Here is a 21,526-nt window from a genome sequence, read left to right as displayed (position 1 = left end):
CTGGTTATTTGTGGTGAGCTTTACCCAGCGCCTTGGCGACCAGTTGTTCATAAAGTTCGGCGTACGGTTCAACCGCTTTGCACCAGTTGAACGGCGCAGCCATCGCCCGGCAGCGCATGGCGTTGAGCAGTTCGGGGAAGGCGAATACCTTGAACGCGCGGCTCAGGGCCTCTTGATAGCTTTCAGCGGTGGACTCATCGAAGAGGAAACCGGTGACGCCGTTTTCAATGGTGTCGGCCAGACCGCCGGTATTGCGTGCCACCGGCAGCGAGCCGAAACGCTGGGCGTACATCTGGCTCAAACCGCAAGGCTCGTAACGCGAGGGCATCAGCAGGAAATCGCTGCCGGCAAACATGCGTCGGGCGTCGGTTTCATTGAAGCCGATGCGCACACCGATCTGCCCGGGAAAGCGCAGTGCCAGTTCGCGCATGGCTTGTTCTTCTTCCGGCTCGCCACGGCCGATGATTGCGATCTGGCCGCCGTTCTGCACGATGTACTCGGACACCGCGATCGTCAGGTCGAGACCTTTTTGATAAACCAGTCGCGACACCACGGCGAACAGCGGGCCGGCGGACTCATTCAGGCCGAACAGTTCACGGACGTGCGCAGCGTTGACCGCTTTGCCTTCCCAGTCGCCGATGGCGAACGGTGCGAACAGATGCGGGTCGGTGGCGGCGTCCCAGCTCTCATCAATGCCGTTGGGGATGCCGCTGAGCAAACCTTGCTGGGTCTTGGCGGCGAGAAAGCCGTCGAGGCCACAGCCAAAATCCGGGGTGGTGATTTCCTGCGCGTAAGTGGCGCTGACCGTGGTGATATGGCTCGAATACGCCATGCCGGCCTTGAGGAACGACATCTTGCCGTAGAACTCCATGCCTTCCTGTTGCAAGGCATGGTTGGGAATCCCCAGCTCAGGGCAGGAGCCCAGACTGGTCACGCCCTGGTAGGCGAGGTTGTGAATGGTGAACAGGGTGGGCGTGCGCTGCCCGCGCCAGTGCATATAGGCAGGGGCGAGACCGGCCGGCCAGTCATGGGCGTGCACCAGATCCGGGCACCAGTGAATTTGCGCGAGGTTGGCGGCGATGTCGGCAGCGGCCAGGCCGAGGCGGGCGAAACGAATGTGGTTGTCCGGCCAGTCGCGACCGTTATTGGCGCCGTAGGGTGAACCTTCGCGCTCGTAGAGCTCAGGGCAGATCAACACGTAGATGACCAGACCGTCCGGCATGTCCATGCGCCCGATCTTGCACGGCGGCAGCGCCGCATGGCCGCCCAGTTCGCCGATGATATGGATCGGGTTTTCGCTGTGCATCACCTGCGGATAACCGGGGATCAACACGCGCACATCATGCAGATGAGCCATGGCCCGGGGCAGGGCGGCGGAGACGTCACCCAAGCCGCCGGTCTTGACCAGATCGGCGATTTCCGAGGTGACGAACAACACTTTTTTCTTGTTGGGGTTCTGGCTCGCTACTGGAGTCAGCGTTTTGGTGCCGGGGACGTTGATCTGTCGGCTGCCAGGAACACTGATGGTGCTCGATTCACCAACCGCCTGCTGAGCACGCTCTCCCTGAATATCCAATGCCGCACTGATCATATGAATCTCCCGTATCGTTGATCTGATTCTTGTCTCGAACAAGCGATGTCCATGGCCAAGTCCTGTGGCCGGGCGCAAACGCGCCACGCATCGGTGAGCAAACGCTACCCAACACGCGCAAGCAGAATGGGTGAACGGGCCGTTGCAAGGATTGCACCACTCGCTTTAGCCCTGTCTTGCAGATGACCCGCCGCCGCGCGCAAAAGTTTCGACTTTTTTTCGGCAATGTGACCGGTCGGTTTTACCCCGCGAAAATCAGTCTAGGCCAGATCCTAGAGCGGGGCGGCGCAAATGGGTAAATTGTTCGACAATCGGTTAGCAGTCAGCGCAAACCGTGCTTTTGAGGGGGAAACGCACCGACGAAGGGCAGGTTTTTCTATGAGGGAGGGCGAAAACGGTGACTGATCGGTCACGAATTTGTGCTAGCGGGACGTGTGGCTGCACTGTTGTGGTGCGGGCAGTTTGTTGATGGGCTGACCACAGACAACACCTGTAGGAGCTGCCGAAGGCTGCGATCTTTTGATTTTGCCTTTAAAAGCGAAGATCAAAAGATCGCAGCCTTCGGCAGCTCCTACAGTGGGGGTTAATTTAACGCACGGATTGGATTACCAGCCGCCCAAGCCTGAATATCCTCGATCATCTGCGAAAAGAATTGCTCATAATTCTGCTGGCTGACATACCCCACATGCGGCGTCGCCAAGACATTGTCCAGTGTGCGAAACGGGTGCATGGCTGGCAGCGGCTCCTGTTCGAACACGTCCAGCGCCGCCCCGGCGATCTGCTGCTTCTGCAAGGCCTTGATCAGCGCCGCTTCATCGACAATCGGCCCGCGCGCGGTGTTGACCAGCAGTGCCGTCGGCTTCATCCAGCCCAGTGCCTGGGCATCGACCAGCCCGCGACTGCGCTCGCTGAGCACCAGATGCACCGACAACACATCGGCCTGCTCGAACAGCTCTTGCTTGCTGACATAGGTCACACCGACCTGACCGGCCCGTTCGGCCGTGAGATTCTCGCTCCAGGCAATCACCTGCATGCCAAACACCTGACCAAACTGCGCCACGCGCTGGCCGATACTGCCCAGACCGAGAATCCCGAGGGTCTTGCCGTGCAGATCACCGCCCAGCCCTTGCTGCCAACGACCGGCGCGAAGGGCATTGGCCTCATTCACCAGATTGCGCGTGGCCGCCATGATCAGCGCCCAGGTCAGCTCCGGCGCGGCATGCTTGTAACTGTCGGTGCCACAGACCTTGATGCCCAGTTTTGCGGCCGCCTGCATGTCCAGCGCAGCGTTGCGCATGCCGCCGGTGACCAGCAATTTCAGATTGGGCAAACGCTTGAGCAAGTCTTCGTCGAAACGCGTTCGCTCGCGCATCACGCAAATCACCTGGTAGCGGCCCAGCCGCTCGGCCAGCGTGGCGTTGTCCGCCGGGTAATCGTGTTCGAACGCCACTTCGCCCAGGCTATCGAGCACCGACCAGTCGACCACGCCGCGGGCCACGTCCTGCCAGTCATCGATCACTGCAATCTGCACCGCCATCAGCCATACCTCATCAACGAACGGGATTGGTTGTATTCAGCCAGCCGAGCAAGGCTTTGTGGAACTGCGCCGGCTCTTCCATTTGGGGGGCGTGGCCCATGCCGGGAAACTCCACCAGCGTCGACTGCGGAATCAGCTTGGCGACTTGTTTGCCGAGCACGTCGTAATGGCCGATTTTCGCTTTCACCTCAGGCGGCGCGAGGTCCTTGCCGATGGCCGTGGTGTCGGACGTGCCGATCAGCAGCAGGGTCGGCATCTTCAGATCCTTGAACTCGTAGTACACCGGCTGGGTGAAAATCATGTCGTAGATCAGTGCCGAGTTCCACGCGACCTGGGTCTTGCCCGGGCCTTTGCTCAGACCGGCGAGCATATCGACCCAACGGTCGAATTCCGGTTTCCAGCGGCCATCGTAGTAAGTGGTTCGTTCGTAATCGCGAATGCCTTGGGCGCTGACCTTCAGCTCGCGCTGATACCACTGATCCACGGTGCGGTAGGGCACGCCAAGGGCTTTCCAGTCTTCCAGGCCGATCGGGTTGACCAGCGCCAGTTGCTCGACCTGCTCGGGGAACAGCAAGGCATACCGCGTGGCGAGCATGCCACCGGTGGAGTGACCGAGGAGCGTGGCTTTCTGAATACCCAGCGCTTTGAGTAACTGCTGGGTGTTGGTCGCCAGTTGCTGGAAGCTGTACTGATAGTTGTCGGGTTTGCTGGAGGTGCAGAAGCCGATCTGGTCCGGTGCGATCACCCGGTAACCGGACTCGCTCAACGCTTTGATGGAACTGTCCCAGGTGGCTGCGCAAAAGTTTTTGCCGTGCATCAGCACCACGGTGCGGCCATTGGGCTTGCCGTGGGCGGCGACGTCCATGTAGCCCATCTGCAGGGATTTGCCCTGGGACTGAAAGGCGAAGTGTTTAAGGGTGTAGGGATATTCGAAACCTTGCAGTTCCGGGCCATAGGCCGGGCCTTCCGGCGCGGCTTCGTTAGGCGTCGCAGCCTGCGCTGACAGAGGCAGGGCAGCGCAGAAGAACAGACCGGGGAGCCAACGGGAAAACATCACAGACATAAGGTCAAACTCCGTTTGAAATCGGCCGATGCTGGAACGACTGGATTACGCCGACGTTAAACACAGGCAATGCCCGCGCCCGATCGTTCAACCCAGCCAGCCCAGCGTCAGCATGGCCAGCACGCCGTAACGTGCAGCTTTGGCCAGGGTGACGATCAACAGAAACCGCCCGAGCGGTTCGCGCATGACACCGGCAATCAGTGTCAGGGGGTCGCCAATGATCGGCAACCAGCTCAGCAGTAACGACCAGTGGCCGTAGCGCTCATAGTGTTTGCGCGCCTTGGCCATGTGCGCGGGGCTGACCGGAAACCAGCGCCGATCCTGAAAACGCTCGATCCTGCGGCCCAGCCACCAGTTGACCAGTGAGCCGAGTACGTTGCCCAGCGTCGCCACCGCGAGCAGGCCCCACAGCCAGTAGCGCTCGCTGACGATCAAACCGACCAGCAATGCCTCGGACTGCAGCGGCAGCAAGGTCGCCGCGCCGAATGCAGCGAGAAACAGCCCGCCGTAAGCCGCGATGATCAATGGGCCGGGTAATCCGCCACCACCACGTCAGCCCCGTCCTTTTTCAGGCCGATGACCTGATAAGCATCGCTCATGCCGTCCATTTCCATGCCCGGCGACCCCATTGGCATGCCCGGTGCGGCGACGCCCAGCAGATCGTCACGCTTGCTCAGGGCCAGCACCTGTTCCGCCGGCACATGGCCTTCGACGAATTTGCCGTTGATGATCGCGGTGTGGCACGAGGCCAAACGAGGCGGAACGCCGTGTTGTTGTTTGAAGCTGCTCATGTCGCTTTCGACGTGATCTTCGACTTTGAAGCCGTTGGCTTCGAGGTGGCTGATCCATTTTTTGCAGCAGCCGCAATTGGCGTCGCGGTGGACTTCGATCGGGATCAGGTCGGCGGCCTGGGCCAGGGAGGAGATGAACAGGGCGCTCAGGGCGGCCAGACGCAGGTGGGTTCGCATAACGAATTCTCGGCTCGGGTGACGATCGGAAAGCACGCATTTTGACCGGTTTTTGCCGCCGGGCATCAACGCAATGTTTCCAGTTGTTGCAACGCGGACGAGCAGGATGATCGTAGATCAACGCTGACAGGTAGCTGAGCGCGAGATGACAATGTTGTCAGCCAGCAATTGCGTGAATGCCATCGAACCCTGTGGGAGCGAGCCTGCTCGCGAAGGCAGTGTGTCAGGCACTGTATGCGCTGACTGAACGAACGCTTTCGCGAGCAGGCTCGCTCCCACATGGGTTATCTGATTGGCAGAAAACCAGTGTAGGAACGCAGGGATCAGCGCACTTTGAAACGCCCCATGATCGCGCTCACCCGGCTGTTGGCTTCAAGCAACTGGTGGGTATTGAGTTCGCTGGCTTTGCCGCTTTGTACCAGTTCATCCACCATGTGGCGAATCTGCACCATGCTGCGGTTGATCTCTTCGGTCACGGCGCTTTGCTGCTCGGCCGCGGTGGCGATCTGCGTGCTGAGGCTGTTGATGTGACTGACCGAACCGGCCATCTCATCCAGCCCCGAGTTGACCCGGGCGGTGGCGTCGGCGGCGGACTGGCAGCTGGCCTGGGTGTTTTCCATGGCGCTGACCGACGAACTCACGCCTTGGGTCAGGCGGGTCAACATCTCGTTGATCTCCGAAGTGCTGGCCTGAGTGCGCGCGGCGAGGGCGCGGACTTCATCGGCCACCACGGCAAAACCGCGGCCCTGTTCACCGGCGCGCGCCGCTTCGATAGCCGCGTTGAGCGCCAACAGGTTGGTCTGCCCGGCAATCGCGCCGATCACGCCGAGAATTTCGGTGATGCGCTGGGCGTCCTGCTGCATGTTTTCGACTTTGTGCGTGGCACTGGCCACTTCATCGATCAGCGCCACGACGCTATTGGTTGCTTCGCCCACCACTACGCGGGAACGGTCGGCGTTTTCGTTGGCGCGCTGGGTGAACGCGGCGGTTTCGGCGGCATTCTGCGCGACGCTTTCTGCTGTCGAACTCATCTCGGTGATGGCGGTAACGGTCTGATCGGTTTCCGAAGCGTGACGCAGCAGGATCTGGCTGGTCTGCGCCGAGGTACGTTGCAGGTTGTCGAGGCTGGACGCCATGGCGCCGGTGGCCTGGGTGACTTCGCCGATCATGTTCTGCAGGTAGGCAATGAAGGTGTTGACTGAATGGCCGATGGCACCCAGTTCATCTTCGGCACGAATGGTGATGCGGCGCGTCAGGTCGGCGTCGCCACTGGACAGCAGATCGATGTTGGCTTTCAACGCTTTCATGCGCTGCACCAACTGGCGAATCGCGTAGACCTGCAACAGCACGAGCAGGATCACCAGCGGAATCTGCAACAGGCTCAAGGTGCTGAGGACGTCATCACGTTGGGCGGTGAGCATTTTCGTCGGCAGGGCGCTGGCGAGGAACCACGGCGTGCCTTCAATCGGCCGCATGAAGAAGGTGCTGGCTTCGCCGTTGTTGTCGAATTCGACGCGCTGCGCCTGATCGCGGTTCTGCAGCCCGGCTTTGACCTGGCTGGCGAAGGTCGATGTGCCGGCCAGTTCACTGATGTTCTTCAGCACGATCGGGCCACTGATGCGCGAGCTGTTACTGATGATCTTACCGTCGGCTTCAACGATGAGCATCTCGGCGTTGAGGTCTTTTTCCTTGCGCGCCACCAGGTCGTTGAAGAAGCCCAGTGTCACGTCAATGGTCGACACGCCCCAGGCACTGCCGTTTTTCTGGATGGCCATGGCGCAGTTGGTGCGCGGCTCGGCGCTGGCATCATCTTTATACGCCGCCGCCCAGGCGCATTGGCCGCGCGGTGTGGCCATGCCGCCCTTGTACCAGCTCTGGTCGTAATAGTTGGGCGCCGCGTCACTGTTCCAGAATGTGTTCACGGCCAGTTTGCCCGATGCGTCGCGGTGCCAGAAGGTACTGAATTTGTTGCGCCCGGCTTCACGCTGCCCCGGCAGCGGCCAGATGCCGCCGCCGAATACTTTCAGTTCGCCGTACTGATCCACCAGCCCCGGCAATACCGAGTCGATGGCGGCGCTGTCGAGCAACGGGATGGTCTGGGTGATGCTGCGCTGTTGTGCCTGCACCTTGTTCAACTCGCCCTGAATCTGTTCGGCGACTTCGGCGATGCGGTTGAGCACGACCTGTTCTTCGGTATGACGCAGCTTGGGGGCGACCAGTTGGCTGATGCCAACCACGGTCAGCACTGACAACAGGAGGATGAACAGAACCAGAAACAGCGTGTAGCGAGCCTGAATGGTGCGGAATGCGGGCATGGAGACCGGTCCTTGAGCTGCGTTTCTTATTGGGGGGCAGGGGTAAAAAAGTGCGGGTGTCGACAGCGTATCGTCGTTGCGGCGGGAAGCTTTAGGTACTTACGTCCTAGAAAGCAATAATGCCGATGACTGGCCAGTATCGAGATCGATACACAGGCGCGGATCAGTGCACGCCAACCCTCTGAAAAGTGATTTTCATGTCATTGTCATGACAGCTTTGGCTCAGTCGCTGCGGGCTATTGGGCTTTTGTATCGAGAATGTACAAGAATTGTAAAAAAGCGCAGAAAGAAGTTGGTGCCATCAGTTGGCCCAACGATACTCGCGCCCATTAATAGTGCGTAACACGGATATTTCATGGTCATTTCACAGGGAGTCTTCTCATGACGATCGGTATTGTCGGCGGTTGGGAGAGCAAGGCAGGCATTCTGGTGCGCAACACCGGTGCAAAGAAACAGGTGGCCCAGAGTGTCAAGGTTCAGCAGATGCTGACCATGGTCGGCAACGATCCCAACGCGCTGAATACCGCCGAAATGGACAAGCAGGGGTTGCGCAAGCAGATCAAGGGCTTCGACCCTGCGAATGTTTCGGTAAAACAGCTGGGTAATCTGAGCGCGTTCCTGCGTGGCCGCGGTCTGATCTCCGAAATCACTTCGTTTACGTTGATGAACGCGGGCGACAAGTTCGACCGTTTCGGCGTGACCAAGGATGTCGATGCCAAATTCAACGCGCTGGAATACTTCGCCACCCAGCTCGATGCCATCCAGAACAATGGCCTCAATGGCAACGCTTACGGCAAGAACCTGATTCCCGAGTTCAAGAAAGCCATCTATGTGTTGCAAAACCTCAAGACCTACGGTGAAGGCAACGCCGCGAAACCGGCGGACGAGGGCGTCAAAGCCAAGGCGTAAGTCATTGGTGTAGCCCGCTCAACGCGCGAGCGGGCTGATCGAAATGTCGGCTCTTGGTTCAGGAACGCGCTGACGTCTGACTGGCCGGCGCTGCAATGTGCCGTTGTGCCTGATCATGCAGGCGCTGGATGTGCGGGCAACGCAGCTCCAGCGTACGTGGCCGATAGCCGCGATGAAACAGCGCCAGCCACCCCGCGCAGCGATCATTCGGGGCAATCCCGGTGAAGACGAAACCCATCGCCGACAGGCTGTCCACGGCCTTGGCAAAACCGGCTGCCAGCCTGAGCCGGATCGAGACCATCCAGTGCCGGGGCAGTTCGCGTAGCTGTTTAAGCAAACGGCTATCAAGGTGTTTCAGCATCACGTCATAACGCCCGGAACAATGTTCGATCTGCAGGGGCTGACCCACCCAGGGCGCGTCCTTTTCTTGCGTTCCGAATACGCCGCACAAATGCTCCATGAAGTCGCGACAGCTGTCTGGCCATGGCAGCGCCGGGAGCGGGCGGCAATAACCATCGATTGGGGTGTAGCCGATGACGACGGACTCCGGCAATGGTTCGCCAAACGGCGACGGGACATAGTCGAGCATCAGTCCCGTGCTACAGAAGCCTAGTCTGTCAGCCATGCGTTGTGTGTAGGCATGCTGCGTCACTTGTTTGATCGTCACTCCATGGAAACCCGCCGCCTGTGCATGGATCAACAGCCCAATGCCCAACCGCGTGGCGATGTTCTGCCCGCGGGTCGACGGGTGTACCACGCTCAATGCCAGTTCCGCCGTGTGTGATCCCGGATTCCTGCACAACGTGGCGTGGCCGAGGATTTTTTTGCCGGATTGCGCGACCAGCGAATGCCAGCGACCCTCGCCATGGTTCTGGTTGATCATCAACGGCAAATACACGTGCGGTTGCACGTAGTGATCACCATAGATTTGCCGAAACAGGCGGCTGACGGCCCCGGCGTCACACGGGCGATAACTGCGCAGCGTCACGTTGTCCATGGACGTTGCTCCGCATGCGGGGGGACGTAGCTACGCTGGTCGACGACGCGTTGGCGTTTGCCCGAGCGCGGATGGCGAGTGAGTTCATCGGGTGTGCAATCGGCGACCTGCAGTTCAAGTTGGCCATCAATGCAGAGTTGCGCGATCAGCGGGTATTGCTCGACCAGTAGCCGTTGCAGGGTTGCGTTGGTCTGGGCGGTTGCGGGGTTGAGCACATCGCGTACCCATTTCAGGCACACAGTATCGACGCTGGCCGATTGGCTGATGAGCAGTTGCCAGTCGTCGCTGGCGGTGATGCGCTGAACGATCCCGGCAATGTCTTCGATCAACAGGGTCAGGCTGCTCACCCGCACCCGCTGACTGCTCGCGCTGCGGCCCATCAAGGCGAACTTGCGCATCGACGCGGTGGCCGGTTCTCGCCAGCAGGCGAGGTCACCCACGGGGTAGCGAATCAGCGGCATCAGCCGGCGGGTCAGGTTGGTGATCAGCAGTCGCCCGGTTCGGTCGCATTCTTCGATCACTTCACCGGTGTGTTCGTCGACGATTTCCAGCACGCTGTGGCTGGCCAGCATCCGATGTTCGCCGAGGGCGCAATCGCGGCTCGTGGCGCCGATGAAGCCGGCGTCGACACTGGCGTAACCGATGGAGGCAACCCGCGCGTTGGGGAACACCCGGCGCAACGCCTGCATTTGTCCGGCGAACAGGCTTTCGCCACCGTAAAGGATTGTGTCGACTTCGCCCAAGGCTTGCGCCTGGCGCTCCAGCGCGCCGGCGAACGTCAGTAATTGCGCGGGCACGCCGGCCAGCACATTGATCCGGTGTTGGCGGATCGAGTCGGCCAGCACCCCAGGGTCGACGTTGCCGGTAAACGGGTATTCGGTAACACCCGCTGTTTCGTACGCCAATGCGTCGTGGATAAAAATGAAACTGGCGTACAGATCGCCGACAAAAAACAGATTCGCCACCCGGTCGCCAGGATTGAGTTGGCCAGCGAGATGGCTGCCGAAGTCCCGCACAAGTGTCTGCCACTCTTCGCGGGTAAATACTGAAAGTTTACCGGCGCTGGTTGTTCCGCCGGTCTTGAATACCAAAGCGCATTCGACCGTTGAAGTCAGTACTGGCCATTGTTCGAAGTTCTCGCTACTTGCCCAGTATTGTTTTGGATCGATCACCGGTAGTTCATTCAGAGCGCTGGTCTGCGGTGCAACGTTTTGCAAATGTCTGGCGTAATACTTTGAATGTTCGCGGGCAAAAGCGAACAACTTGTTCAGTTCATGTGTTGGGTTCATGGTGATCTCTTTAATAGTTCTGGCCATGGGTGCCGATCGCTGTTAACGGCGCGCGTCGATCACTGGCGGTATCTTTCCGCTGTGTTTGTTTTTGTCGAAATGTTGCGGCTCGCAGGTTTGCGCTTGCACTGTGAGCAGTCCGATGCGCACGAGTGTCGCCAGCGTCGAGTAGCCCTCGAGTCGGCTGAGAATGTCTGCGGGTTCACCAGGGCTACGGATCAGCAGGCGCTCGAGACCATCGGGTGCGTGATCGAGGTGCAACTGAAACGGCGCTTGCAGGTAGCGGGCGAGTTCGTTCAGACAGATGAAATCGCTGCCGATGCGCAGCAGTCGGCTGTGTCGTTGCAGCAATTCGAAACGCGGCGAACTCAGCCCGCACGGGCAGTCGCCGGACAGCCAGCGGCCGGTGTCGCCGACTTCATAGCGCCGCACCTGCTGGCCTTCACGTGCTTTGGAGGTGAACAGCAGACGGCCGACTTCAGCGCCAACGACGGGTTTATCCTGCTCCAGGGCGACGATTTCCAGATGCTGGATAGCGTCCATCAAATGAAACACACCGTCGCCAGTGGCGGCGCAGGCATGCCCGAATGGCCCCGCATCGACACTGCCGTACACTGCCGAGCGGATGCTGGCGACGCCGCAGCTTTGCAGCAATTCGCGGCACTGATCACTGATGTGCTCACCGCCGAGGAAAACCTTTTCAATCGCCGCATAACGACGCAGGCGCGCGCCCTCGTTGAGGAACAAGCGATGCAGGGTGCTGGGCATGCCGATCAACACAGTCACGCGCTGCTCGATGATCACTTGCGCAATGTCGCGGTAATCATCGTCGGCCGGAGCCCCCATGGGCAGGTGCGTCGCACCCAGCAACTCCAGCACCTTGGCAAAACTGAAGAAACCGCCGTACAGACCGCCACTGAAAAACAGGTTCATCACCTTGTCGCGGCCCGGATCAAGGCCCGCCGCGAACAGCCCGTCGGCCGCCGCGCACATTTGCCGTTGAAAATCGCGGTAACTGAAGCCTGACAGCGCCGGTGTGCCGCTGCTGCCGCCGGAACGGAAAAACAGCTGCGCCGCCGCGGTTGTCGGTTGCGCGATAAACGCCGCTTTGTCGGTGATCGGCAGGCCCGTCAGTGTCAGCGCGCGGGGCGGCGGGTCGAGGTTCATCTGGGCGGGCAACTGCGTCGGCGTGAGGCTGACCGATACGCGTCGACTCAGGCGTTGCAGTGCGTAAACGCCGTCGTGGGGCTCGCCGTCGTAGCCGTCATGGATCGCGTTGATCGGCGTAATTCGGCTGACGCCCGCCGCAATCAAGGTGCGCGAGAGTTCATTGATCTGCGCCTCATCGCAGACCAGCGCGCAACTCTGTAATACGTTGCGCCAAGACAGCAGCGTTTGTGTCAGTTGCGCCCGTGGCAGCGGTTTGAGCAGCAACGTGCGAAACAGCGGCGAAGGCGCAAGCCACTGATCATGGCTCCATATCACCCGCCAGCCCGGGGCGCTCCAGACCTGCCCGGTGTTGCCGGAAAAGCTTAGGCCCAGACGCGCCATCTGGGTGTGGCTGGTGATCTCGCTGGCTTCCTGAACGGTCGGGATCAGCGCCGGCCACAGCCCGGCACGGCGCTCGAATGCTTTGGCCAATGCGCCGCCGATCTCTTGCAGAGTGGCCGGATCGTCGCTATCGACCAGCAGCCATTGCGGGCTGGAGCAGGCCTGTTGATCCAGTCGGCAGACCTCATCGACGATCGCATCCAGTGCCGGCGGCGAGACCGCGTCCGGCGTCAGGTAGGCGAAACTGATGCGGTGCCCCCAATCGATCCAGCGGCATCCGGGCGGCAACTGTTGGCGGATCGCTTGCAGCGCCGCTTCGCCACCCCACGCCGATACGCCATTGGCCATTTTGCACAAGCGGCCGATCTGCTCCGTCGCTACAGGCAATACCGCGACGTAGTGGCGGAGTTGAGCGCTGGGGTCACATTGCACCAATGCGTGCAGCAGGCGCGCGGTCAGGCCTCGGTCGCTGCGGCTGGGGCGTAGCCAGTTGAGGTTGCCGGCCAACAGGCTTTCGAGCATGGCGCAGCAGGCCAGTAGCGGCGCGTTGGCCGGGGTGACGTGAACCACCAGGCCCAGGGGGCTCCAGCGTTCAAAGCGCGATTGCTGATAATCAACGCGCCGCAAGGAATCGGCGTGGTCGCCCAGTTCGCGTTCAAGCTTGGTTTGCAGGGCGTGAGGCTGACAGAAGTCAATCAGCGCCTGGCGTTGTTCATCATCCAGCGGCAGTTCGGCACTGCGCAGTTGCTGTGCAAAGTTGGCCGCGGCGGTCAGAACGATGGCGCTATCCAGCGGTGTGCTCAGGTGGCGCGGCAAGGTCTGATGCAGTTGCGCCAGTGCGTTGTCGAGGTCGATTTCGGCGAAAAGCTCTCCGTTGATCAGGTACATGTCAGTGCCTCCCCAACAATTCGGAGGCGGCCATCGCGCAGCTTCTGCCGGCGGTGGTGCCCGCACGGCCATGCAGTTCGAACCAGTCGCTGGCGAGGTCACAGCCGCAACTTGAGCCGGGGTGCAGCGTCGCCAGATCGCTCATCACCACCGCATGCGCCGGACTCGACGAAATGTAGGGCGAGACGAATCCCAGCAAGCCTTGCTGGCCGTAGGGCTGAACGGAAAAATCCAGCGGATTGCGCACGTAAACCTTGGCGTAAACCGGCACATGAAAATGATGCCGGGCACATTCGATGTAGGGCACCGCGTGCTCGACCGTACCGTAACCGTCGCGGCACCGCGAGGTTTCGATGCCCAGTTGCCGGGCGATGCGTCCATACAATTGCTGTTTGGATATTTCCTCGCTGGCCCGGGTTTTCCAGCCGCCGCCAAAAAAAACCAGCGAACCTGCCGGCAGTTTCAGCTCAGGCACGCCCGTGGCCTGCATGTGTTGCAGGGTCTGCCAAAGGAACGCCGGGAAGCCGAAAATGCGCACGGGCAGACCTTCTTCGGCAAACGATTGCAGGGCTGTGATGACGCCGAATACATCGAATTGATGGCCGTTGCCGTTGCCGTTACCGCGCAACGCGTAGGCGACGCGATTGACAGGGGCAAAGCGGCACAGAAACTGATCGGTATACGACGTTCCCAAGGTGATCGCACCCTGCGGTTCGTAGCTCAGCAGCAGGTAGTTGCACGGCATATCCGCCGAGTGCCAGCCGTAATGGCTGAAGATCCGCTCGACCATGAACTGAGCGCCCACGAGGCTGCGCGGGTCATAACGCATGCGGCTTTTCTGGCCGCTGGTGCCGGACGATGTCAGTTCCAGCGCGTTCTCCCCGGTCGGACTGAGCAGCAATTGCTGTTTGAAAAAACTGGCCAGGATTGGCGGCAGACGGGACCAGTCATCAAGGTTGTCCAGGTCTTGTTCGTCGAGGCCGTTGGCATTCAGCCAATGGGCGTAGCCGGGGGTGTACCGGTAATGAAACCGACTGATCTCGGTCATGGCCTGATCGAACAGGCCCACCGGCACGGAATCCGGGCAATAGGGGTGCGGCAACGCGCAAAGTGTGTCGCTGGCGGGGAAGTGATGCATTCAATATTCCTTTACTGAGCAGAGGCTGAATCGGGAGGGGTGCAATGCAACAAACCCTGCACCAGTGGGAGACACATGAGTCCGCTGAAGGCGGCGCAAAGCGCGAAAAGTTCAAGGCGTGCGCCACCGCCGATGGCGGCAATCAGCAAGCCGCCGATGCTCATCACGGCAATCGAAATCATCCCGACCAGAGCCGATACCAGACCTTTACTGTCATCACTGGCAAACAGCGCCAGGCGATACACCGCGGCATTGCTCATACCCAGTCCGACTGCGTACAGCGCCAGACTGGCGACCACCGGGCCGAGTCCGGCGCCAGCCAGTGCGCAGACGATCAGGGTCAGCAGCCCCAGGCAAAAAGGCCAGAGTGCCAAGCGGATCAGTTGCGGCAAGGCGTGAGTGATCAGCAATCGGTCAAGGATCAGATTACCGGCAATCACCGCAGAGAAAATCGGGATCTGCCACACGCCGTATTCAAGCGGCGTGAGCCCGAGCAACTGGATCAGCAGCAACGGTGCCAGGCCGATCCAGGCAATCAGCGGCAGGCTCATCAGCCCCAGCGCGAGGCTGGCGGCGAGGAATCGGTCATTGCCGAACAGGGCGCGGTAACGTCGGCAGGTCTGCTGCCAGGAAAAGCGCACGGCGGGTTGCATCTGTCCGTCTCGACGGGCGACGCCAACCGTTTCCGGCATCCACGCCAATAGCCCCAGCCAGACCATCGACGCGGCAAGGCCCAGGCCCAGAAACACTTCGCGCCACGACAGCCATTGCAACAGCAGAATGCCCAGCAGCGGCCCCATCAACGGTGAAAGCAGGGCGATATTGCCGAGCAGCGCCATCAAGCGCACCGCATCGGCCTCGCAGAACACTTCCTGAAGGGCCGGATAACTGACCGCGACAACAAAACCCAGGCCCATGCCTTGCAGCAATCGCAGCAGATTGAAGGCTTCAATGCTCTGGATGGTGAATGCCCCCGCGCAGGCCCCCGCAAACAACGCGCAGCCGATCAACAATACTCGCCGTCGACCCCATTGATCGGACAGTGGCCCAATCAGCCATTGCAGGCAGACACCGCCAAGCAGATAAAGATTGAAAGCGTTCGGTACATGCCGCACATCGGCCTCAAGTTCGGTAGTAACGCTTAACATCGCAGGCATGATCAAGTCGCTGGCCATATACGTCAGAAGTTCAAACGCGCTGATCGCCAAACAGAATCCGAGTGTTTGTCGCGGCCGGATCTGTATAAGAGTTCTCTGCATAAACGTTCTTGTAAGTGAGTGGAAGGAAGTTGCCAGAGACTAGTTGCACAGGCGCGCCCGACCTATTGGTTTGCTGCGACATTAGATTTCAAATGCTTGCAACTTATTTAGTGATTGGGTTTTGCGCAGAGCGCGAGTTAGAGCGTTGTCGCCAATGCATTTGGCAAAAACAGAAAAGCCCGCAACGGGGCGGGCTTTGTTTGAAGTTGATCGGGCTTGTTGATTTCCTCCCGCAATTTGTCCATTGGCATGCGGGCAGGGCGAACAATCCTGTTCTAGCGATGTTGGTAATAACCAGGGCCACCCTGGTAATAACGGTGGTGATCGTCATGCCAGCCGCCGTGGGGGAAGATGATGCAGCCACTCAGGGTCAGCAGGGCAAGAACGGGAATCAGCCAGGTGATTCGACGCAGCATTTTGAAAATTCCTCATGGTTACGCCGTCATGAAGCCAAAACTCTTCATCGGCTGTAACATGAGACCCCGATTGCAGCGGCGCATCCCCGTAGAACGGTAAGTGCATGGCATGCAAGCGGATACAAACCGGATACATTTCAAAGTTTCAGGAAGCCGCAATGACCCACAAGCAACGTTTGATTTATTCGATTCTGATCGCCGTGTCGGTCCTGGCCATCATGCTCGGCCTGTCCTGGCTGCAAAATGCCGGCATGATTTCGGAGAAGACGTTTCAGTTCGTCGCCATCGGTGTGGCGGTGATCGTGGTGGTGATCAACGGCGTGATGCGGCGCAAGGTCAAGCCTTGACGGCGATGGCTTCACGCTTCAATCGTAGTTGAGGACGGCCGCAGCCTGTGGATGCAGGCTGTAGCTCTTGTCTTCATTGAAGGTGATCACACCTTCGGCGCACAGGCGCTTGAGCACCTCGCGCACACTGAGGAAGGACAGCGGAATATCCAGATCCAGCAATTGGCTATGGACACCGCGCACGCCCAGGCGCCGTTCGCTTTGTGCGGCGACCAGCAGGGCGTCGATGACTTTCAGACGAATCAGGCTGGTGCGCAGCCCGAAACTTTTCAGCAGCAAGCGGATGCGTTCGTTACCGTGACGCTCGACGCGTTGCCCGAAATCGCTCGCGTGGGGGCTCATGGAGACTCCTTTGGGGGCCTGGCTACCGTCCGTTGGTAGTTGCGAGTTGTACATGCAATTACTCCTTTTCAGAGCCTGATCGGGGTGGTTTTTTTGCGCTCTCTAGAACGAGACGTATCAGCACGACAAATCATGAAAGAAAAAATGTAGAAATTTTGTCGGGGATTTGTCTTTTCCTTGTGATTGGGGGGGGCTTGGCGGCCTTTGGGCCGACCAGGCTCTTTGGGTTTTGGGTGTATATCCGTTTTTTTGGGTGTTGCGGCTGGCGGTTCCGCTCTTACAGCGGGTCACTTTTGCAGACGCCCAAAAGTAACCAAAACGCTGGGCCCCGGCGTTCGGCCCGCTCGCTGGGGCTCGGGGTTCCTTCGTTACGGGATCTATCCGGGGGCATCGCTTCCGGTTTGCTTCGCTGCACCTCCTTTCGATGTGTTCGACTTCGTCGAACGGCGCTGCGCGCCCACCCCCGGATAAATCCCTCCACTCAGCCTGCCGAAGGGGCCAGCACGGCAAGATCAAGAGCTGCAGCCGAGCTAACGCTCATCCTGTTGAGTGGTGGTGGAGAGCAGGGCGTTCGGCTTTTGATCTGCTTCTGGGTTTGAGTTCGGCTCGGTATTTCACGTCGGCGTAACTCTGGCAGTCACCTTGATCAGTTCCTTCTCCCTTTGGGAGAGGGTTAGGGTGGGGGGCTTTTGATCTGCTTCTGAATTTGAGTACGGCTCGGTATTTCACGTCGGCGTAACTCTGGCAGTCACCTTGGTCAGTTCCTTCTCCCTCTGGGAGAGGGTTAGGGTGAGGGGCTTTTGATCTGCTTCTGGGTTTGAGTACGGCTCGGTATTTCACGTCGGCGTAACTCTGGCAGTCACCTTGGTCAGTTCCTTCTCCCTCTGGGAGAGGGTTAGGGTGAGGGGCTTTTGATTCTGCTTCGGGGGATTGTGTGGAGAGCCTAAATTTTTTCCTCTGACTTCGTTTCTTCGACAGGCTCATTGCGCGTGGACGCGTGGGTGTTTCCAGAGCGGATCGGTGCCAGCGCCGGCTTCGCTCTTTGGCATGTCGATCAGGAGCGAGCGTGATTATTTCCAGACAGTTAACCGGACTGACCTTGGCCGGCGTGGTTTTGGGGCTGAGTTGTTCGGCCCATGCGTTCAGCCCGGCCACGGAGGTCAGCGCCGATATTCGTCGTACCGCTTTTGGGGTGCCGCATATCCGTGCGCAGGATGAGCGCGGGCTTGGTTTCGGGATCGGTTATGCCTATGCGCAGGACAACCTGTGCCTGCTGGCCAATGAGATCGTGACGGTCAATGGTCAGCGTTCACGTTACTTTGGGCCGGAGCAGTTCACTGTCGAGCAACGCGAAAATCGTGTCAGCGATGTGTTCTTTACCTGGCTCAATACGCCGCAAGCGGTCGAGACGTTCTGGCAGGCGCAGTCTGTGCAGGTGCGTGATCTGGTTGAAGGGTATGCGGCTGGCTACAACCGCTATCTGGGCGAGCGCCGGCAGCAAGGCTTGCCGCAACAATGTCAGGGCGAGTGGGTGCGTGAGATCACGCCTCAAGATCTGGTGATGCTGACCCGCCGTCTGTTGGTCGAGGGCGGTGTTGGCCAGTTCGCCGAGGCGTTGGCGGGGGCGACGCCGCCGCAGGCGACCGCCGCGATCGAACACGATGTGCAGGCCTATCAGTTGGCCGATGCGCGTCAACAACGCTTTGCCCTGGACCGTGGCAGTAACGCTGTCGCGGTGGGTAGCGAGCGTTCGTTCAATGGGCGCGGGATGCTGCTGGCCAACCCGCATTTCCCTTGGGTCGGTGGCATGCGTTTCTATCAAATGCACCTGACCATTCCCGGCAAGCTCGACGTCATGGGCGCTGCCTTGCCGGGTCTGCCGATGATCAATATCGGCTTCAATCAGCATCTGGCCTGGACGCACACGGTCGATTCGTCGAAACACTTCACCTTGTATCGCCTGCAACTCGATCCGAAGGATTCCACGCGCTATATGCTCGATGGCCAATCCCTGCCGCTGAACAAGCAGACCGTGACTGTGCAGGTCAAACAGGCTGATGGGCAGGTCGTGCCAGTTTCACGTGATGTCTACAGTTCGCAGTTTGGCCCGATCGTGCAGTGGCCGGGCAAGCTCGACTGGGACAATCAGTTCGCCTACAGCTTGCGCGATGCCAACCTCGACAACGATCGGGTGCTGAACCAGTGGTACACAATGAATCAGGCCTCCACGCTTCAGGCGCTGCAGGACTCGGTGCACAAGATTCAGGGCATTCCGTGGGTCAACACCCTGGCCGTGGATGACAAAGGTCAGACGCTGTACATGAACCTGTCGGTGGTGCCGAACGTCAACGCCGAGAAGCTCGCCAAGTGCAGCGACCCGAGTATCGGTACGCAAATGATCGTGCTGGACGGCTCCAACAGCGCCTGCGCGTGGGACATCGACCCGCAAGCGGCGCAGAAGGGCATTTATGCTGCCAGCCAATTGCCGCAACTGCTGCGCAAGGACTTCGTCCAGCACTCCAATGACTCGGCATGGCTGGCGAACCCGGCGCAACCGCTCACCGGGTTCTCGCCGCTGATCAGTCAGGAAGGTCAACCGCTGGGCTTGCGTTCGCGGTTTGCTCTGGATCGCTTGAGCACGCTGAGTAAAAAAGGCCCGCTGGCGGTCAAGGATCTGCAGCAGATGGTGATGGACGATCAGGTGTACCTGGCGACTCAGGTGGTGCCGGATCTGCTGAAGTTCTGTGCCTCTGACCTCGGTGCCGACGCGCAGACGCTGAAGCCGGTTTGCACCAGCCTCAAGGCATGGGATGGCCGCGCCAATCTTGATTCGGGTCTGGGCCTGATGCATTTCCACAACATCATGCAGGCCATGCAGGCTTCACCGGATGTCTGGCGCGTTGCGTTCGACCCCAAGGATGCGCAACACACGCCGCGTGGTCTGGCGGTCGAGCAGCCGGCGGTGGCCAAAGCACTGCGTGAGGCGATGCTGGCGTCGGTCGAATCGAGCACAAAAATGGGCCTCAAGCCGCAAACCCGTTGGGGTGATATCCAGGTCGTCAGCAGCGGCGGGCAACAGACGCCGATTCACGGCGGGCCGGGTACGTTGGGCATCTACAACGCCATCCAGAGCGTGCCGCGTGAAGACGGCAAACTCGAAGTGGTCAGTGGCACCAGCTACCTGCAAGTCGTGACCTTTGACGAAAAGGGGCCGCACGCCCAAGGGCTGCTGGCGTTCTCGCTGTCGAGCGATCCGGCGTCGAAGTATTCGCGGGATCAGACCGAGGCGTTCTCGAAGAAACAGTGGAGTGTGCTGCCGTTTACCGAACAGCAGATTCAGGCTGACCCGCAGTATCAGGTGCAGACTGTGCGTGAGACGCTGGACAAGGCGGGGAAGGTTGCCGCGCAGTAAACCCGAGCGTTAATCGCGTCGAGCCGGAAGGCCGCATTCTGCAAGGGATGCGGCCTTCAGCTTTTTGGCGGCTGTTGCGGTATCGAGTTGATCACCGGATTGCCTTGCTTGTTACGGGTCAGGTAGACCGGCAGCACCTTGGGCAGGCTGTTGGCAAGGTTGTTCAGCTCTTTGATGTTGTAGATGCCACCCACGCGAATCGCACCGGTACTGTTGTCCGCCAGCTCCAATGGATTGCTCAGATAACGGTTGATCAGTGGCAGCGCTTCGCTCAACGCGAGGTTATCCAGCACCAGTTTGCCGTTGCGCCAGGCCAGCGAGGTGTCACCAGGGTAGGTCTGGCTGATCTGGGGCATGTAGTCGCCCTGTTTGTAGCGCGCCTGCATCGACGGGTCGAGGCGCAAACCATCGCCGGGCAACGAGCGGTTGCTGGTGACCAGCACCGAACCTTCGATCAGGTTCACGCGCACCTGGTCCTGATACATCCAGACATTGAAGCGTGTACCCGTGACGCGAATTCTGCCTTCGCCGGCGCGAACGACAAACGGGTGAGCCGTGTCATGGCTGACCGTAAAGAACGCTTCACCTTTTTTCAGGGTGACGCGGCGTTCGTCCTTGTAATTGCTGAAAGTCAGGTCGGTGTTCAGGTTCAGTTCGAGTTGGCTGCCATCACTCAGCGTGACCTGGCGGACAGTATCGGTGGCGGCGAAATGCTGATAGCTGTTGGGCAGCCAGCCCAGGCTCCAGCCGGTATACGCCGCCAGGGGCAATGCGAGCGCACAGACTCCGGCGGCTACAGCGAATTGACGCCACGAGCGCGAAGGCTGAGCTGCCGGGATGACCGGAGCAGATGCCGGGCGCGGCAAATGCTCGGCCACGTCCCAGATTTCCAGCATGGCTTCATACTCGAATGCATGCAGCGGATGAGCGTCGTGCCATTGCTGAAATGCGCGACGTTCATCGTCCGTGCAGTCATCAGCGTGCACCCGCATGCACCAATGCGCGGCGGCATCGGTGATCGCATCGTATTCGGCTTCCGAGAGAGTGTCTTGGGTCATTGACTCATCCTGATTTCGCCCATTCTAACCTTGTCGGGAAGTGACGGAGAACATCAGTCATGGCATTTGCCCATCAAAGTGGAACTTATTTTTCCCTCAGGCACCCAAAAAGCAGGACGACCAAGACCACTATCCACAAATGGAGTCAACAAATGATCAAGAAGACATTCGCAGCGTTGCTGGCCACGGCTGGTTTGCTCAGTGCAGGCGCAGCGTTGGCCGACCGGCCGGGCGCTGGTTGGGTCACCATCGAGAAAGCCATCGAAATCGTCAAAACCAAGGCCGGTTACGTGGAGGTCTATGAGATCGAAGCCGATAACGACGGCTACTGGAAAGGTGAAGGACGCAAGGCTGACGGCGTGGTTTACGAGTTCCGCATCGACGGGGCGTCGGGCAATATTTTGCGGGATCAGAAGGACTGATTACGTTGTAGATACTCAGTTGTT

General features: G+C 59.7%; 17 protein-coding genes and 2 pseudogenes. 4 read left to right on the top strand and 15 right to left on the bottom strand.

Annotated elements, in window-relative coordinates; genetic code table 11:
* Window positions 1-4 precede the first annotated feature (4 nt).
* From glgA to BK670_RS30225, 7 genes and pseudogenes are all read right to left on the bottom strand, one after another.
* Window positions 5-1,591 (bottom strand): glycogen synthase GlgA, encoded by a 1,587-nt coding sequence (glgA, locus tag BK670_RS12780; protein ID WP_123450072.1) that lies wholly within the window; start codon window positions 1,589-1,591, stop codon window positions 5-7.
* A 583-nt stretch (window positions 1,592-2,174) separates the two neighbouring features.
* Window positions 2,175-3,128: a D-2-hydroxyacid dehydrogenase family protein gene (locus BK670_RS12775; RefSeq protein WP_123450071.1), complete on the bottom strand. Its 954-nt coding sequence runs from the start codon at window positions 3,126-3,128 to the stop codon at window positions 2,175-2,177.
* Window positions 3,129-3,141: 13 nt separating this feature from the next.
* Window positions 3,142-4,191 (bottom strand): alpha/beta fold hydrolase, encoded by a 1,050-nt coding sequence (locus BK670_RS12770; RefSeq protein ID WP_123450070.1) that lies wholly within the window; start codon window positions 4,189-4,191, stop codon window positions 3,142-3,144.
* An 87-nt stretch (window positions 4,192-4,278) separates the two neighbouring features.
* Window positions 4,279-4,713, bottom strand: a complete 435-nt coding sequence (locus BK670_RS12765) for a YqaA family protein (protein WP_123451371.1) — start codon at window positions 4,711-4,713, stop codon at window positions 4,279-4,281.
* Entirely contained in the window at window positions 4,713-5,159 is a 447-nt protein-coding gene (locus tag BK670_RS12760) for a DUF411 domain-containing protein (protein ID WP_123450069.1), read from the bottom strand. The genes BK670_RS12765 and BK670_RS12760 overlap by 1 nt, the downstream gene beginning before the upstream one ends.
* Window positions 5,160-5,482: 323 nt before the next feature.
* A pseudogene (locus tag BK670_RS30230) lies at window positions 5,483-6,010 on the bottom strand (methyl-accepting chemotaxis protein); the annotation flags it as partial.
* A gap of 333 nt (window positions 6,011-6,343) precedes the next feature.
* Window positions 6,344-7,474 (bottom strand): annotated as a pseudogene (locus BK670_RS30225) (HAMP domain-containing protein); the annotation flags it as partial.
* A 381-nt stretch (window positions 7,475-7,855) separates the two neighbouring features.
* Here BK670_RS30225 and BK670_RS12745 point away from each other — a divergent pair.
* Window positions 7,856-8,383, top strand: a complete 528-nt coding sequence (locus BK670_RS12745; protein WP_123450066.1) for a hypothetical protein — start codon at window positions 7,856-7,858, stop codon at window positions 8,381-8,383.
* A gap of 58 nt (window positions 8,384-8,441) precedes the next feature.
* Here BK670_RS12745 and BK670_RS12740 read toward each other — a convergent pair whose 3' ends face one another.
* The 6 genes from BK670_RS12740 to BK670_RS29620 form a co-directional block, all read right to left on the bottom strand.
* On the bottom strand, window positions 8,442-9,380 hold the full coding sequence (locus BK670_RS12740; protein WP_123450065.1) for a GNAT family N-acetyltransferase: 939 nt from the start codon (window positions 9,378-9,380) through the stop codon (window positions 8,442-8,444).
* Window positions 9,368-10,669, bottom strand: a complete 1,302-nt coding sequence (locus BK670_RS12735; RefSeq protein ID WP_123450064.1) for a phenylacetate--CoA ligase family protein — start codon at window positions 10,667-10,669, stop codon at window positions 9,368-9,370. The genes BK670_RS12740 and BK670_RS12735 overlap by 13 nt, the downstream gene beginning before the upstream one ends.
* Window positions 10,670-10,711: 42 nt before the next feature.
* Entirely contained in the window at window positions 10,712-13,108 is a 2,397-nt protein-coding gene (locus tag BK670_RS12730) for an acyl-CoA reductase (RefSeq protein WP_123450063.1), read from the bottom strand.
* A 1-nt stretch (window position 13,109) separates the two neighbouring features.
* Window positions 13,110-14,246, bottom strand: coding sequence for a LuxE/PaaK family acyltransferase (locus BK670_RS12725; protein ID WP_123450062.1), 1,137 nt, complete (start codon window positions 14,244-14,246; stop codon window positions 13,110-13,112).
* Between the two features lie 11 nt (window positions 14,247-14,257).
* Entirely contained in the window at window positions 14,258-15,505 is a 1,248-nt protein-coding gene (locus BK670_RS12720; protein ID WP_123450061.1) for an MFS transporter, read from the bottom strand.
* Between the two features lie 275 nt (window positions 15,506-15,780).
* Window positions 15,781-15,921 (bottom strand): hypothetical protein, encoded by a 141-nt coding sequence (locus BK670_RS29620; protein WP_007918111.1) that lies wholly within the window; start codon window positions 15,919-15,921, stop codon window positions 15,781-15,783.
* 158 nt (window positions 15,922-16,079) lie between these two features.
* Between BK670_RS29620 and BK670_RS12715 the strand changes: the two genes are divergently transcribed.
* Complete coding sequence (locus BK670_RS12715) at window positions 16,080-16,268, top strand: hypothetical protein (RefSeq protein WP_038363103.1); 189 nt, start codon at window positions 16,080-16,082, stop codon at window positions 16,266-16,268.
* Between the two features lie 18 nt (window positions 16,269-16,286).
* Here BK670_RS12715 and BK670_RS12710 read toward each other — a convergent pair whose 3' ends face one another.
* A complete protein-coding gene (locus tag BK670_RS12710; protein ID WP_123450060.1) occupies window positions 16,287-16,664 on the bottom strand; it encodes a fe2+ zn2+ uptake regulation protein in 378 nt (125 codons plus the stop codon).
* A 1,012-nt stretch (window positions 16,665-17,676) separates the two neighbouring features.
* Between BK670_RS12710 and pvdQ the strand changes: the two genes are divergently transcribed.
* Complete coding sequence (gene pvdQ / locus BK670_RS12700) at window positions 17,677-20,022, top strand: bifunctional acylase PvdQ (RefSeq protein ID WP_123450058.1); 2,346 nt, start codon at window positions 17,677-17,679, stop codon at window positions 20,020-20,022.
* Window positions 20,023-20,078: 56 nt separating this feature from the next.
* Here the strand turns inward: pvdQ and BK670_RS12695 are convergent, their stop codons facing one another.
* The gene (locus BK670_RS12695) at window positions 20,079-21,080 is read right to left on the bottom strand and encodes a FecR family protein (RefSeq protein ID WP_123450057.1); all 1,002 of its coding nucleotides are present in this window, start codon (window positions 21,078-21,080) and stop codon (window positions 20,079-20,081) included.
* Window positions 21,081-21,232: 152 nt separating this feature from the next.
* Between BK670_RS12695 and BK670_RS12690 the strand changes: the two genes are divergently transcribed.
* On the top strand, window positions 21,233-21,502 hold the full coding sequence (locus BK670_RS12690) for a PepSY domain-containing protein (protein ID WP_123450056.1): 270 nt from the start codon (window positions 21,233-21,235) through the stop codon (window positions 21,500-21,502).
* Window positions 21,503-21,526: the final 24 nt, after the last annotated feature.

It is taken from the genome of Pseudomonas fluorescens (assembly GCF_003732425.1).
GTDB lineage: Bacteria > Pseudomonadota > Gammaproteobacteria > Pseudomonadales > Pseudomonadaceae > Aquipseudomonas > Aquipseudomonas fluorescens_BE.
This window is presented reverse-complemented; position numbering and strand designations above follow the sequence as displayed.